This is a genomic window from Streptomyces sp. NPDC039480 (assembly GCF_055597165.1).
Genome location: NZ_JBVITX010000002.1, coordinates 181211 through 193566 on the forward strand (window position 1 = coordinate 181211; position 12356 = coordinate 193566).

The window sequence follows — 12356 nt, forward strand, 5'->3', positions numbered from 1 at the left end:
AAGGGAACTAGTGCTCCCCGCCTGGCGTTGACCAGTACGGGAGGGTCCACTGAACAGTGGAAGCACCAGTCAGCAGAGGGTTCCCCCACGCACCACCAGGAGGGCGTACCGTGCACCGCCGGCACAACGGGTTGAAGACCGCCGTACTCCTCGGGGGACTGTCCGCGCTCATCCTTGTCATCGGCAGTTTCTTCGGGCGTACAGGCCTGATCGTCGCGCTCTTCGTAGCGCTCGGCACCAACGCGTACGCGTACTGGAACAGCGACAAGCTAGCCCTGCGCGCCATGCGGGCCCGCCCGGTCAGCGAATTCGAGGCCCCCGAGCTGTACCGCATGGTCCGCGAGCTCTCCACCCAGGCCCGCCAGCCCATGCCCCGTCTGTACATCTCGCCCACGGAGGCGCCGAACGCGTTCGCGACGGGCCGCAACCCCCGGAACGCGGCGGTGTGCTGCACCGACGGCATCCTCCGCCTCCTCGACGAGCGCGAATTGCGCGGCGTCATCGGCCACGAGCTCAGCCACGTCTACAACCGCGACATCCTGATCTCGTCGGTCGCCGGCGCCCTCGCCTCCGTGATCATGTTCCTGGTCAACTTCGCCTGGCTGATCCCCGTCGGCCGGTCGAACGACAACGAAGGCCCCGGCATCTTCGGCATGCTCCTGATCATGCTGCTCGGCCCGCTTGCGGCCTCCGTCATCCAGCTCGCGATCAGCCGCTCCAGGGAGTACGAGGCCGACGCGTCCGGTGCGCAGCTCACCGGCGACCCCCTCGCCCTCGCGAGCGCCCTGCGTAAACTCGACGCGGGGACGAAGCAGTTGCCGCTGCCTCCCGAGCCCCGCCTCGAGACGGCGAGTCACATGATGATCGCGAACCCCTTCCGTCCGGGACAGGGCATGTCCAAGATGTTCTCCACGCACCCGCCGATGGCGGAGCGCATCGCCCGACTCGAGCAGATGGCAGGTCGCCACCAGTGAAGACAATCCTGAACGTCATATGGCTCGTCCTCTGCGGCTTCTGGATGTTCCTGGCCTACTTGGTCGCGGGTGCGATTCTCTGTGTCACGATCATCGGCATCCCGTTCGGCCTGGCCAGCTTCCGCATCGGCCGCTATGCCCTGTGGCCGTTCGGCTACACCACGGTCGAGCGCCGCGACGCGGGCGCGCCCTCCTGCGTGGGCAATGTGCTGTGGCTGCTCCTCGCGGGCTGGTGGCTCGCCCTCGGCCACATCTTCACCGGCCTCCTCCTGTGCGTCACGATCATCGGCATCCCCCTGGGCGTCGCCAACTTCAAGCTGATCCCGGTTTCGCTGCTGCCCCTCGGCCGCGACATCGTCCGCACCGACCAGCCGTTCGCCGCGCGCTACTGAGGCGCGGTGCCCTGGAAGACGCGCTGGAGTCCGGCAAAGCAGACCTCGGCCCGGGCCCGATTGTCAGTGCCGTGGTCCACCATGAACTCATGAACGACAGCGAGCAGTTGCTGGCCCGTGTCGCCGCCGAGGCGCGCGTCACCCGTCCCTGGGGCTGGGACACCCTCCCCACCCCCGTGGACGCGGCGACCCTGGCCCGGGCGGAGGCCTCCTTGGGCTTCACCCTGCCGCCCCTGCTCGCCGCGCTCTACACCCGCATAGGTGACGGCGGTTGGGGCCCGGAGTACGGCTTGTTGCCCCTGCTCGAAGGCAAGTCGTCAGGAGGCGAGCCGGCCGTCGTCGAGGAGTACTTCTCGATGCGCGACTCCGAGTGGGGCTGGCCCGAAGGCGTCCTGCCGATATCCCACTGGGGCTGCGCGATGTACGCGTGCGTGGACTGCCACACCGACGAGGCGCAGGTCCTGCTCTTCGAGCCCAACGGCGGCGACCCGTGGCACGCCTGGTTCGTCGACTCCCCGGACCTCACGACGTGGCTCACCGCGTGGCTCGACGGCACGGGATGGTACGAGGAGGACAACGACGACCTCGACCTGCCGGCCTGGCAGGACGCCCGCACGCGCGCGTAGGACACCCGTCCCGCGGGCCCCGCCAGTCCCACGTCCTCGGTCAAGGCGCCCCCCTCAACCGTCAGCGCCACCGCCCCGCACACGCCCCCGCACTCCGTACGCGACAACACCCACCGCCAGCACCAGCGCCCCGGTCACCACCGAGGACGCCGGCAGGGCGAACGCCAGCGTGGCGCAGCCGATCGCGCCCACCAGCGGCACGACACGCGCTGTCGGCTCCGAACTCAGCGTCCAGGCCGACGCGTTGGCGACCCCGTAGTAGACGAGCACCCCGAAGGAGGAGAAGCCGATCGCCCCACGCACATCCGCCGTCGCCGCCACCACCGCGACCACGGCCCCGACGGCGAGCTCCGCGCGGTGGGGCACCCGGAAGCGCGGATGCACGGCCGCGAGCGCCCCCGGCAGGTGCCTGTCCCGCGCCATGGCCAGCGTGGTCCGCGACACGCCAAGGACCAGCGCGAGCAGCGAGCCGAGCGCCGCCACCGCCGCGCCCGCCCGCACCACCGGCACGAGCCCCGGCGCCCCCGCCGCACGCGCCGCCTCCACCAGCGGCGCCGGCGCGCCGGCGAGCCCGTCGGAACCCAGTACGGTCAGCGCGGCCACCGCCACGGCCGCGTACACACACAGCGTGATGCCCAGGGCCAGCGGGATCGCCCGCGGAATGGTCCGCGCGGGGTCCCGTACCTCCTCGCCGAGCGTCGCGATCCGCGCGTACCCGGCGAAGGCGAAGAACAGCAGCCCGGCCGCCTGCAGCACCCCACCGAACCCGTCCGAGAGCCCTACGTCCAAGCGCCCCGCGTCGGACGCCCCCGAGCCCGCGCAAGCGGCCACGACGGCTGCGAGCACGGCGAGCACCACAGCGACGATCCCGCGGGTCAGCCACGCCGACTTCTGCACACCCACATAGTTGACGGCGGTCAGCAGCACTACGGCCCCGACGGCCACCGCGTGCGCCTGCTCCGGCCACAGGTACGCCCCCACGGTGAGCGCCATCGCCGCACACGAAGCGGTCTTGCCGACGACGAACGCCCAGCCCGCCAAGTAGCCCCAGAACGCTCCGAGCCGCTCCCGCCCGTAGACGTAGGTCCCGCCCGACGCGGGGTAGCGGGCGGCGAGCCGCGCCGACGACATCGCGTTGCAGTACGCCACCACGGCGGCGACAGCGAGGCCGATCAGCAGCCCCGACCCGGCGGCTTCCGCGGCAGGACCGAGCGCCGCGAAGATCCCTGCGCCCATCATCGAGCCAAGGCCGATCACCACCGCGTCGAAGACGCCGAGCGTCCGCCGGAGCTCCGGCTGCTGTGTCATACGCCGCACCCTACGGATCACCGCAACCGCGACTCTCCGTAGAGACGTCCTTCAGGACAACAGCGCACAAAAGCTCACCGCGCGAGAAAGGCCGGGTCACCGCATGGGCATCATCAGCTGGATCGTTCTGGGACTGCTGGCGGGAGCCGTCGCCAAACTGCTGCTGCCCGGCCGCGACCCGGGCGGCTTCATCGGGACGACCGTCATCGGCATCGCCGGTGCCTTCATCGGCGGCTGGATCTCCGCCCGCTACCTCGACCACCCCATCGCCGACGACTTCTACGACGGCGCCACCTGGGCGGCGGCCATCGGCGGCTCACTGGTCCTGCTGGTCGCGTACCGCATCCTCTTCGGCCACTCACGACGCTGAGGCGCCGTTCCCCGATCTGCGGCCAGCAGCAAGGGCGGGCACCCCACCCGGGGTGCCCGCCCTCCGTCGTCCGTACGGCAGCGGACCACCGGCCGTACGACCGGCCGTACGCCCGGCAGTGCTACCGGTAGTTCACGAACTGCAGCGCGAAATCGAAGTCCTGCCCCTTGAGCAGCGCCTGTACGGCCTGCAGGTCGTCGCGGCTCTTCGAGCTGACCCGCAGCTCGTCGCCCTGGACCTGCGCCTTGACGCCCTTGGGGCCCTCGTCGCGGATGATCTTGGCGACCTTCTTCGCGTTCTCCTGGGAGATGCCCTCCTCGATGGACGCGAAGATCTTGTACTCCTTGCCGGACAGCTGCGGCTCGCCCACCTCCAGCGCCTTCAGCGAGATGCCGCGCTTGACCAGCTTGGACTGGAAGACATCGAGGATCGCCTTGACCCGCTCCTCGCCGCTCGCCTCCATCAGGATCTTCTCGCCGGACCACGAGATCGAGGCGCCCGTGCCCTTGAAGTCGTAACGCTGCGAGATCTCCTTGGCGGCCTGGTTGAGGGCGTTGTCGACCTCTTGCCGCTCGACCTTCGAGACGATGTCGAAACTGGAGTCGGCCATGTCCTGTGGCTCCTTGTATCGGGGTATGCGTACTCAGCGGTTACACGGCCGACTGACGCTGGCCGCATCCGCAAAGCCTAGCCACCGCCCCCGCACGGGGTGCCGCTCAATCGGGTGGCGAAGCACCCCTGTGCATCAGGTATCGTTTACGTCGTTGCCACGGAGCGCCGCGAAAGCGGAGCTTGGCGACAAACCCGGCGGTGTGCCCGAGCGGCCAAAGGGAGCAGACTGTAAATCTGCCGGCTCAGCCTTCCCAGGTTCGAATCCTGGCGCCGCCACATGAAGGTAAACCCCCTCCGATCTGCGGAAACGCAGATCGGAGGGGGTTTCTTCGTATGCGGCGGTGCGGGCGTTCAGACCGTGCTGAGACGCCCCCGTACGACCTTCGTGGACTCCGGCAGCAGTCCGGCGCCGACGAGGGCCGTCTCCTCGGGGACACGCAGCGTGAGCAGGGAGCGCACCCTCTCCAGGGTGCTGAGGTCGATGCTCGGCTGGAGCGTATCGATGGTGAGCTCGCACAGTTTGGGGAAGAGGTCCAGCCAGTCCCACGTGGGTCCCATGTCCGCCTCGACCCACAGATGGGTGAGGCGCTGCCCCGGGCACGTGGCGACGAACTCCTCGACGGTGAACTCGCCCGCGATCCTGATGCGGGAGCGGCCGCCGAAGCTGCGCAGCGCGCGCAGCTCGTTCAGGTTCGACACGGGGAAGTAGAGCCCGTCCTCGGCGAGGTGCGCGACCACCTCCTGGCCGTACAGCTCGGTGTCGTACCGATCCCACGCCTGGGCGAGCTCGTTGCGTACCCGCAGGTCGGGGTGGTTGCGATACAGGGCTAGCACCTCGATCGCCGCGTATGTGGCGATAGGCGTGGCCGTCAGCACGGTGAAGTACGCCTCATCGGCCACGACGCGGTAGGCGGCCTCCGCCGCCGCGGCCGCCGCCTTCTGCTCTTCCGTGGCGAACGGGCCCGGGGTGTTCGGGCGCGTGGGCAGCTCCCTGGGGCCGGACAGCAGTTCGATGACCACGGGGCCGATGGCCGCCAGGGCACGTGCCTGGTCCGGCGAACGCGGTGGGATGAGGGCCGCCGCCCGCTCCTGCACTTCCGCCCGTACCGAAGGGGCGAGCTCGGTCGCGTGCTCCAGGCAGGCGGCCGCGAGGAGGTGGAGCCGGTCCCGGCCCTGACGTGAGGTGTCCTTGCGCCTGATGAGGCCGGTGAGGAGATACGTCCGCTCGGTGGGCCGGGCATGGGCGACGGCCATGCGGATGACGTCCTCCCACTGGTCCAGGTGCGCGTTGGCGATGAGGAAGTCGAAGTCGAGCCCTTCGACCGCCGCCTTGGCCCCCAGGTAGTCCTGGAAGGTCCGGTGGACGAAATCCATGGAGTCCGCACTCGGCTCCCTGAGCAGGCCGCTGCGGACGAGCAGATGCCTGTAGACCTCCTCCGGAGTGCCCTGTTCGGCGACCTTCGGCATGGCCGGCAGGACCTGGCCCAGGAGCTCCACCGCGTCGGTGCGGTTCATCTCGGAGCGGCCGTTGCGGATCATCCAGTAGGCCAGTTTCTGGATCAGCTGGATGTGCTCGGCCTCGCTGATGTGGATGGGCCCGGATTTGTGCACCCCGCGCTCACGGTCGCGCCGGAAGAGCAGCATGGACAGGGCCGCGTCGTAGATCTCCTTGCGGCCCTCGGGCAGAAAGCCGCGGCGGTCCTGGTGCAGTGCGCAGATCAGGCCGCACATCAGCGGGTTGATCGCGAGCCTGCTCAGGTCTTCCTGCGCGCGGACCGCGCGCAGCAGTTCGGTGGCGTACTGGTCGCTGATGCCGGCCGCCTTGTGCCACCGCTGGATGAACTCCGCGATGTTGGCCCGGTTCATGGGGGCGAGGTCCAGCTCGGCGAAGTCATCGTCCGTCAGCCAGCGTTCCCGTACGGCCGACGGCCGGGAGGTGACGAGCCAGCGGTTGTCGGGGTAGGCGCTGAGCAGCTCCCGGAGCCAGCGACGGGCGTCGTTGCGGTCGTCCTCGGGCACCTCGTCGATGCCGTCGATGAGGATGAGCCCGCGACCTTCCTGCAGCACCCGGTCGATCCAGCCGTGCGGCTGGCTGCCGGCGATCGGGCAGTCCACCGCGGCCAGGAAGCCGTCGGGAGCGGGCAGAGGAGCGCCGCTGCGGGTAAGGGTGCGCAGAGGGAGGACGAAGGGCACGACTCCGTAGAGGTAGAGCAGCTGTTCATCCAGCGACTTCTTCGCCGTGGTCACCGCCAGCCACTGGATGAGAGTGGTCTTTCCGGAGCCGGCCACACCCCGTAGGAGTACGCGGTTACGGCCTGCAAGGACGTGGTCGGCCGAGACCACACTGGGAGTGGCGCTCAACGCGTCGGCGGCCGCGTCCAGCCTGAGGTAGGCCACGTCGAGCCGCCAGCTCTCCGGCGCTCCGGACAGGTCGAGGCCGAAGATGCTCAGCTTGCCGTGCTTGGTCGCGATGTAGTGCGCGTACCGCTCCTCGAACGGTCCGTCCGCCGGGGAGGGCGACCGGGTGATCAGGGAGTCGATCTTGCGCGTCAACTCCTCGATGCCGCGCCTCTGTTCGAGCAGGGTGCGGGGGACGAAGGTGGACCGCTGGGTGAAGAAGTTCAGGATGTGCAGGCACGCGGTGTCCAACACGCCGGCGTGCAGCGTGACCGCGTCGTGGGACAGGCCGAGCGTCGCCGTCCGGTTCTGGGCGCGCAGGTGCCGGGAGAGCTCCAGATGGCCGAGCCGTACGGCCTGCACGTCGTCCATGTCGAGGGTGCCGAGGGTGCGCAGGGAGTCGGTGACGGCATGGATCACGGCCTGTTTCTCGAAGGAGGGCAGCAGCTCCTCCACGCCGGTCGAGTGGGCGGCTCGCTTGACCAGCTCCTCCGCGATCTTGTGCAGATCCTTGTCGGACAGCGTCCGCTTCTCGCCGCGGAACGAGACGAGCCGCGACACCCGGACAGGTCTGTCGACCAGCTCGGCCCCGGCGCCTTCGGACACGAACAGCTTCCTGATCAGCGGTCCCACGATGCTCGAGGCGAGCCGGGCTCCGATCACCGCGGGTTCCATCAGCCCAGCCCTCCGAGGCGTTCCGCGCGGTGTGCGCGGCCTGAGCCGCCGACCGCCCTCGCGGCAGAGTAGGGCTGAACGCGGGAAGGCATGCCCAACTTCGGTGATGCGTCCCCCAGTTGGGGGGGGATTCTCTGACCTGTGGGAATGCCGGACGGGCGAGTATCCGTACATACTTTCGGAGTGTCGGGTCACGGCGCGGCGCAGCCATGCCGCCCCCACGGCACACTGATCACATGTTGTCCCGTCGCAGAAACTGCCCGGAGTGCCGCCGCGAGATCGCTGTCGTCGGCGGCCGGTTCGCCCGCCACGATCCGCCGGGCCCGCGCGGCACCGGTGACCTGATCTCCTGTCCGGGGTCCCGCAGGCAGGCCCCGCTGGGAGCCGCACAGGCGGCTCTGGACGGCTATGTGGTCCCGGACCACCCCGGACAGCTCCCGCTGTTCTGAGCGGGCCTCAGAAGCGGTTCTCGGACCGGCTGAACGGCTGCCCCGCCGACCTCAGTTGCCCGCGACCGACTTGACCGCCACCGACACCGGCACGGACCCGCCGACCAGCTCCAGCGTCAGCCCGGCCGTCGCCGGTGTCTCCAGGAGCTCCGCGAGCACCGCGGCGACGTCGTCCCGCGGGACCGGCCCCCGTCCGGTCGACGCCTCCAGGCGTACGAGACCGGTGCCCGCGTCGTCCGTCAGCATCCCGGGACGCAGGATCGTCCAGTCCAGGGCGGCACGCGCGCGTACGTTCGCGTCCGCCTCGCCCTTGGCCCGCAGATAGGCGTCGAAGACCTCGTCGCCCCGGTGCTCGGGATCGGCGCCCATCGACGACACCACGATGTAGCGCCGTACCCCGGCCCGCTCCGCCGCGTCCGCGAAGAGCACGGCCGCGCCACGGTCCACGGTGTTCTTGCGGTCGACGCCGCTGCCAGGCCCCGCGCCCGCCGCGAAGACCGCCGCGTCGGCCCCGCGCAGCCGCTCGGCCACCTCGTCGACCGACGCCGACTCCAGGTCGCACAACACCGGTTCGGCACCCGCCGCGCGCAGATCAGCTTCCTGATCGGCGTTGCGGATCACCCCGGCGACTTCGTCACCGCGCGCGGCGAGCAGACGCTCCAGCCGCAGCGCGATCTGACCATGACCCCCAGCGATGACAATGCGCATACTCCCGACCGTACGGCAGGGTGGACGCGAGCGCTCAACGCGCGCGTGGGGGTGCGGGAACACGCGCCTGGGAACCCCCGGGAACACGACAGTGAGGTACCGGCACGCGCGGAGGTCGGTCCTCCCTCAGGAGGACGGCTCATCGCCCTTCGGACGCCCCGGCGCCGCCCCCGTCGACCGCCCCTGCCGCGGCAGATCCAACGCCACCGCCACAGCCGAGTCGCAGTACTCGCGTACCGCACTGGTCCGCGCCACGACGCGCCCTCCATGCACCACGATCCGGCTGTACGCGAGCGACAGCGCCCCCGCGAGCCGGTCGCCGCGCACGGCGAGCAGTTCGGCGGGGAAACCCGCCTCGACCCGCACCTCGGGCAGCCCCATGGCCGACCGCGCGGCCCCGCTCACCGCCCCGTAGGCGTCCTCGGGCCGCAGCCCGAACCCCGTGGCCAGCAGATACGCGGCCTCCAGCGGATCCCCGCGCCCCACCGGGTTCGACACGTCCCGCATCGCCCCGCTGCCCGCGGCGACCCGCACCCCGGCCGCACGGAGCAGCCGCACGGGAGCCGTCCTGCGCCGTTCCGCGCTCCCGCACCCGCCCTGAGGCAGGCACACCACCGTCACCCCGGCCGCCGCGAGCTGCTCGGCCGTGCGCGAGGCCACGTCCGCCGGCAGCCGTCCGAGACCACCGCACGGCCCGACCGTCACCCCGGCCCGCAGACCGGCCGCCATCGCCGCGAGCCGTCCGAGCCTGGCCGGATCGTCACCGTCCGTGTGCAGGTCGACCGGGCAGCCGTGCTCCGCGGCGAGCTCAAGGACCGCCTCCGTGTAGCCCGTCGGATCGGGATCGAGATCAGGACAACCGCCCACTACGGAGGCGCCCATTTTCACCGCGTCCCGCAGCATCGCGAGCCCGTCGGCGCCCGCGACGCCGGTCAGCAGCCGCGGCACCGCGACGGTCGTCATGTCGACCAGGCCCCGGAGCGAGCGCCGCGCCTGGAGCACCGCCTCCATCGGGCCGAGCCCCTGCACGTCACCGATCCGCACGTGCGAACGCACCGCCGTGGCGCCGTGCCCGAGCTGCAGCAGCGCCGCCTCGGTGGCCCTGCGCTGCACGTCGGGGACGTCGTACGAGACCGGGCCCACCGTGTCCGCCGACAGCGCCGTGTCGCCGTGTGCGTGCGGTTCCGCGGGCGCCGGCAGCAGGAGGTAGCCGTCGAGATCCACGCGCGCGGCGTGCGAGGTCAGGCTGCCGGCTGTGCCGACCGCCTCGATGCGCCCGCCGCCCAGCCGGACGTCGACGGTCCGGCCGTCGGTGAGCCGGGCACCGCAGAGCAGCAGGGCCCCGGGATCGTCCGCGGGGCCGGAACCGGACGGTCCGTGGGCGCCGGAGGAGTGGGGCTGCTGCGGCTGGCTGTCGGGCATCGCACTCCTGGGGGCTCGGGGGCGGCTGCTGTCGTTTTCGAGGCGTCAAGATCACGCAGCGCGCGTCGAGCCTAGGACGGCGAAAGGCACGCTTCGAGGAGGAGCGGAATAGTCGTACCGGTGTGGTTCGAGTAGGCGTACGGGGCGTTCACAGACCCCTGTGGCGGGCCGGCCGACGTCCCGGGGCAGCCCCGGCGAAACGGATTTGGGCGATCGGCGACCAACCGTGTAATGTCTTCATCGCTCGCCCCAATAGCTCAGTCGGTAGAGCGTCTCCATGGTAAGGAGAAGGTCTGCGGTTCGATTCCGCATTGGGGCTCTGATGTCGAGTGATCCTCGCTTTCGGGCGGGGAGATCACGGCATCGCAGCGGTGTAGCTCAGTCGGTAGAGCAAGCGGCTCATAATCGCTGTGTCACCGGTTCAAGTCCGGTCACCGCTACTCCTGGTAGCCGATTGTGGGGTCGGTCCTTCGATCGGCTACTCTTTTATGCGTTCATCCGTCCATCGTCCGTCCAAGGAGCACTCACGTGGCTGCCACCGACGTCCGCCCGAAGATCACGCTGGCCTGCGTGGAGTGCAAGGAGCGGAACTACATCACCAAGAAGAACCGGCGTAACGACCCGGACCGACTGGAGATGAAGAAGCACTGCCCGCGCTGCAACGCGCACACTGCGCACCGCGAAACGCGCTAAACACAGGCTCGTACACGAGGCCGTCCCCGTTGTTCGGGGGCGGCCTCGCGTCGTTTACGAAACCAACCGCAGGAGGTGCCGAGTCCATGGCGCTCGACCAGTCCTTCGTGGGGCGGTCCTATCCCCCCACTGATCCTTATGAGGTCGGCCGGGAGAAGATCCGTGAGTTCGCCGAAGCGGTGGGAGACGCCAATCCCGCCTACACGGACACGGAGACAGCCAAAGCGCTCGGTTACCCCGATGTGATCGCTCCGCCGACTTTTGTGTTTGCGATCACATTCAAGGCGGCGGGTCAGGTCATCGAGGACCCGCAGCTGGGCCTCGACTACAGCCGCGTGGTGCACGGCGACCAGAAGTTCGCCTACAGCCGCCCGGTGCGCGCGGGCGACCGGCTCACGGTCAGCTCGACCATCGAGGGGATCAAGTCGCTCGCGGGCAACGACATCCTGGACATCCGCGGCGAGGTCCACGACGAGGCCGGCGAGCACGTCGTGACCGCCTCGATCAAGCTCGTCGCGCGTGCGGCGGAGCCCGCGGCAGAGGAGGCGTGAAGCGATGACGGCGAAGATTTCCTACGACGACGTCGAGGTCGGCACCGAGCTGCCTGCCCAGACCTTCCCGGTGACCCGCGCCACGCTCGTGCAGTACGCGGGCGCCTCCGGTGACTTCAACCCGATCCACTGGAACGAGAAGTTCGCGGTCGAGGTCGGCCTTCCCGACGTCATCGCCCACGGCATGTTCACCATGGCCGAGGCGATCCGCGTCGTGACCGACTGGCTGGGCGACCCCGGGGCGGTCGTCGAGTACGGAGTCCGCTTCACCAAGCCGGTCGTCGTCCCGAACGACGACAAGGGCGCCACCATCGACGTCAGCGCCAAGGTCGCGGCCAAGCTGGAGGACAACCGCGTGCGGGTCGACCTTCTCGCGAAGAGCGGCGACCAGAAGGTCCTCGGCATGTCGCGAGCGGTCGTACAGCTGGCCTGACGGCCGTAAAGAGTCTGCACGGCTGTTGAGGGTCTACGTAGACGCAGGTAAGGGGCACCCCGCAATGAGGGGTGCCCCTTACGCATGTCCGCCGAGGCATCGACAGCGCACTTGACCGCTTAGTGATTGGCCACTAACTTAGCCGTATGGTCAGGATGAGCGCAGAAGAGCGACGTGAAAGCGTCGTCCGCGCGGCGATGGTCGAGTTCGCCCGCGGGGGCTACAACGGCACGTCCACCGAAGTGATCGCCAAGCGGGTGGGTGTGTCGCAGCCGTACCTCTTCCGGCTCTTTCCGGGGAAGCAGGCCATCTTCCTCGCCGCGTCCGGGCGCTGCTGCCAGGAGGTCACCGAGGTCTTCCGCAAGGCGTCCGAAGGGCTGGAGGGGGAGGCGGCGCTGCACGCCATGGGTGAGGCCTATCAGGCACTCATCGCCGACGACCCGGACAAGCTCCTCATGCAGATGCAGATGTACGTCGCCGTGGCCTCCGCGGAGGCGTCGGGCGACCGGGAGTTCGGCGACGCGCTGCGGGCCGCCTGGATGGAGATGTACGACACGGTCCGCCTCGCGCTGGGCGCGGACGTCGCGGAGGCGACGCAGTTCCTGGCGTACGGAATGCTGATCAACGTCCTGGTGTCGATGGGGTTCAAGCCCGATCACCGGGTGTGGGCCGGCTTCTACGACTCGGCGCAGCCCAAGACGTGAGTCGTGCGGGGTCGAAGGGACGCGTTTTTCCATGACCAAGAA

At 69.8% G+C, this 12356-nt stretch carries 14 protein-coding genes and 3 tRNA genes; 12 read left to right on the forward strand and 5 right to left on the reverse strand.

Going from position 1 to position 12356, the window contains the following annotated elements; translation table 11 throughout:
• The first annotated feature begins 110 nt into the window (after positions 1 to 110).
• The 3 genes from htpX (at position 111) to ACZ56E_RS06770 (ending at position 1992) form a co-directional block, all read left to right on the forward strand.
• Entirely contained in the window at positions 111 to 974 is an 864-nt protein-coding gene (gene htpX / locus ACZ56E_RS06760) for a zinc metalloprotease HtpX (protein WP_393473013.1), read from the forward strand.
• Positions 971 to 1366 (forward strand): YccF domain-containing protein, encoded by a 396-nt coding sequence (locus ACZ56E_RS06765; protein ID WP_468604449.1) that lies wholly within the window; start codon positions 971 to 973, stop codon positions 1364 to 1366. The genes htpX and ACZ56E_RS06765 overlap by 4 nt, the downstream gene beginning before the upstream one ends.
• A gap of 89 nt (positions 1367 to 1455) precedes the next feature.
• A complete protein-coding gene (locus ACZ56E_RS06770) occupies positions 1456 to 1992 on the forward strand; it encodes an SMI1/KNR4 family protein (RefSeq protein ID WP_471211900.1) in 537 nt (178 codons plus the stop codon).
• Positions 1993 to 2046: 54 nt separating this feature from the next.
• On the opposite strand, the gene ACZ56E_RS06775 is transcribed toward ACZ56E_RS06770, so the two are convergent.
• Positions 2047 to 3300 carry an APC family permease gene (locus tag ACZ56E_RS06775; protein ID WP_471211902.1) on the reverse strand — a complete coding sequence of 418 codons (1254 nt, stop codon included), beginning with the start codon at positions 3298 to 3300 and terminating at the stop codon, positions 2047 to 2049.
• A gap of 103 nt (positions 3301 to 3403) precedes the next feature.
• Between ACZ56E_RS06775 and ACZ56E_RS06780 the strand changes: the two genes are divergently transcribed.
• Positions 3404 to 3670 (forward strand): GlsB/YeaQ/YmgE family stress response membrane protein, encoded by a 267-nt coding sequence (locus tag ACZ56E_RS06780; RefSeq protein ID WP_362994366.1) that lies wholly within the window; start codon positions 3404 to 3406, stop codon positions 3668 to 3670.
• A gap of 121 nt (positions 3671 to 3791) precedes the next feature.
• Here ACZ56E_RS06780 and ACZ56E_RS06785 read toward each other — a convergent pair whose 3' ends face one another.
• Positions 3792 to 4280: a YajQ family cyclic di-GMP-binding protein gene (locus ACZ56E_RS06785; protein ID WP_362994368.1), complete on the reverse strand. Its 489-nt coding sequence runs from the start codon at positions 4278 to 4280 to the stop codon at positions 3792 to 3794.
• A gap of 196 nt (positions 4281 to 4476) precedes the next feature.
• Between ACZ56E_RS06785 and ACZ56E_RS06790 the strand changes: the two genes are divergently transcribed.
• Positions 4477 to 4558, forward strand: a tRNA-Tyr gene (locus ACZ56E_RS06790).
• 75 nt (positions 4559 to 4633) lie between these two features.
• On the opposite strand, the gene ACZ56E_RS06795 is transcribed toward ACZ56E_RS06790, so the two are convergent.
• Positions 4634 to 7354 (reverse strand): NACHT domain-containing protein, encoded by a 2721-nt coding sequence (locus ACZ56E_RS06795; protein WP_471211905.1) that lies wholly within the window; start codon positions 7352 to 7354, stop codon positions 4634 to 4636.
• Positions 7355 to 7590: 236 nt separating this feature from the next.
• Here ACZ56E_RS06795 and ACZ56E_RS06800 point away from each other — a divergent pair, with 236 nt between their 5' ends.
• A complete protein-coding gene (locus tag ACZ56E_RS06800) occupies positions 7591 to 7803 on the forward strand; it encodes a hypothetical protein (protein WP_471211907.1) in 213 nt (70 codons plus the stop codon).
• 51 nt (positions 7804 to 7854) lie between these two features.
• Here ACZ56E_RS06800 and ACZ56E_RS06805 read toward each other — a convergent pair whose 3' ends face one another.
• Positions 7855 to 8511: an SDR family oxidoreductase gene (locus ACZ56E_RS06805; protein ID WP_468604457.1), complete on the reverse strand. Its 657-nt coding sequence runs from the start codon at positions 8509 to 8511 to the stop codon at positions 7855 to 7857.
• A gap of 126 nt (positions 8512 to 8637) precedes the next feature.
• Complete coding sequence (locus ACZ56E_RS06810; RefSeq protein ID WP_471211909.1) at positions 8638 to 9933, reverse strand: amidohydrolase family protein; 1296 nt, start codon at positions 9931 to 9933, stop codon at positions 8638 to 8640.
• Between the two features lie 246 nt (positions 9934 to 10179).
• Here ACZ56E_RS06810 and ACZ56E_RS06815 point away from each other — a divergent pair.
• The 6 genes from ACZ56E_RS06815 to ACZ56E_RS06840 all read left to right on the forward strand — a co-directional run bounded on the left by ACZ56E_RS06815 (position 10180) and on the right by ACZ56E_RS06840 (position 12314).
• A tRNA-Thr gene (locus ACZ56E_RS06815) sits at positions 10180 to 10252 on the forward strand.
• Positions 10253 to 10300: 48 nt separating this feature from the next.
• A tRNA-Met gene (locus tag ACZ56E_RS06820) sits at positions 10301 to 10373 on the forward strand.
• 88 nt (positions 10374 to 10461) lie between these two features.
• On the forward strand, positions 10462 to 10626 hold the full coding sequence (gene rpmG, locus ACZ56E_RS06825) for a 50S ribosomal protein L33 (protein WP_004571794.1): 165 nt from the start codon (positions 10462 to 10464) through the stop codon (positions 10624 to 10626).
• 86 nt (positions 10627 to 10712) lie between these two features.
• Complete coding sequence (locus ACZ56E_RS06830) at positions 10713 to 11177, forward strand: FAS1-like dehydratase domain-containing protein (protein WP_471211911.1); 465 nt, start codon at positions 10713 to 10715, stop codon at positions 11175 to 11177.
• A 4-nt stretch (positions 11178 to 11181) separates the two neighbouring features.
• Positions 11182 to 11610, forward strand: coding sequence for a MaoC family dehydratase (locus ACZ56E_RS06835; protein WP_471211913.1), 429 nt, complete (start codon positions 11182 to 11184; stop codon positions 11608 to 11610).
• A gap of 146 nt (positions 11611 to 11756) precedes the next feature.
• Positions 11757 to 12314 carry a TetR/AcrR family transcriptional regulator gene (locus ACZ56E_RS06840; protein WP_471211916.1) on the forward strand — a complete coding sequence of 186 codons (558 nt, stop codon included), beginning with the start codon at positions 11757 to 11759 and terminating at the stop codon, positions 12312 to 12314.
• The last annotated feature ends 42 nt before the right edge of the window (positions 12315 to 12356 follow it).

Excerpts from the sequence above, each read along its gene's own strand:
- ACZ56E_RS06770 (WP_471211900.1), top strand. The coding sequence starts at position 1,456 with ATGAACGACAGCGAGCAGTTGCTGGCCCGTGTCGCCGCCGAGGCGCGC.
- ACZ56E_RS06830 (WP_471211911.1), top strand. The coding sequence starts at position 10,713 with ATGGCGCTCGACCAGTCCTTCGTGGGGCGGTCCTATCCCCCCACTGAT.
- ACZ56E_RS06785 (WP_362994368.1), bottom strand. The coding sequence starts at position 4,280 with ATGGCCGACTCCAGTTTCGACATCGTCTCGAAGGTCGAGCGGCAAGAG.
- ACZ56E_RS06800 (WP_471211907.1), top strand. The coding sequence starts at position 7,591 with ATGTTGTCCCGTCGCAGAAACTGCCCGGAGTGCCGCCGCGAGATCGCT.
- ACZ56E_RS06780 (WP_362994366.1), top strand. The coding sequence starts at position 3,404 with ATGGGCATCATCAGCTGGATCGTTCTGGGACTGCTGGCGGGAGCCGTC.
- ACZ56E_RS06775 (WP_471211902.1), bottom strand. The coding sequence starts at position 3,300 with ATGACACAGCAGCCGGAGCTCCGGCGGACGCTCGGCGTCTTCGACGCG.
- ACZ56E_RS06835 (WP_471211913.1), top strand. The coding sequence starts at position 11,182 with ATGACGGCGAAGATTTCCTACGACGACGTCGAGGTCGGCACCGAGCTG.
- ACZ56E_RS06840 (WP_471211916.1), top strand. The coding sequence starts at position 11,757 with ATGGTCAGGATGAGCGCAGAAGAGCGACGTGAAAGCGTCGTCCGCGCG.
- ACZ56E_RS06805 (WP_468604457.1), bottom strand. The coding sequence starts at position 8,511 with ATGCGCATTGTCATCGCTGGGGGTCATGGTCAGATCGCGCTGCGGCTG.
- ACZ56E_RS06795 (WP_471211905.1), bottom strand. The coding sequence starts at position 7,354 with ATGGAACCCGCGGTGATCGGAGCCCGGCTCGCCTCGAGCATCGTGGGA.
- ACZ56E_RS06810 (WP_471211909.1), bottom strand. The coding sequence starts at position 9,933 with ATGCCCGACAGCCAGCCGCAGCAGCCCCACTCCTCCGGCGCCCACGGA.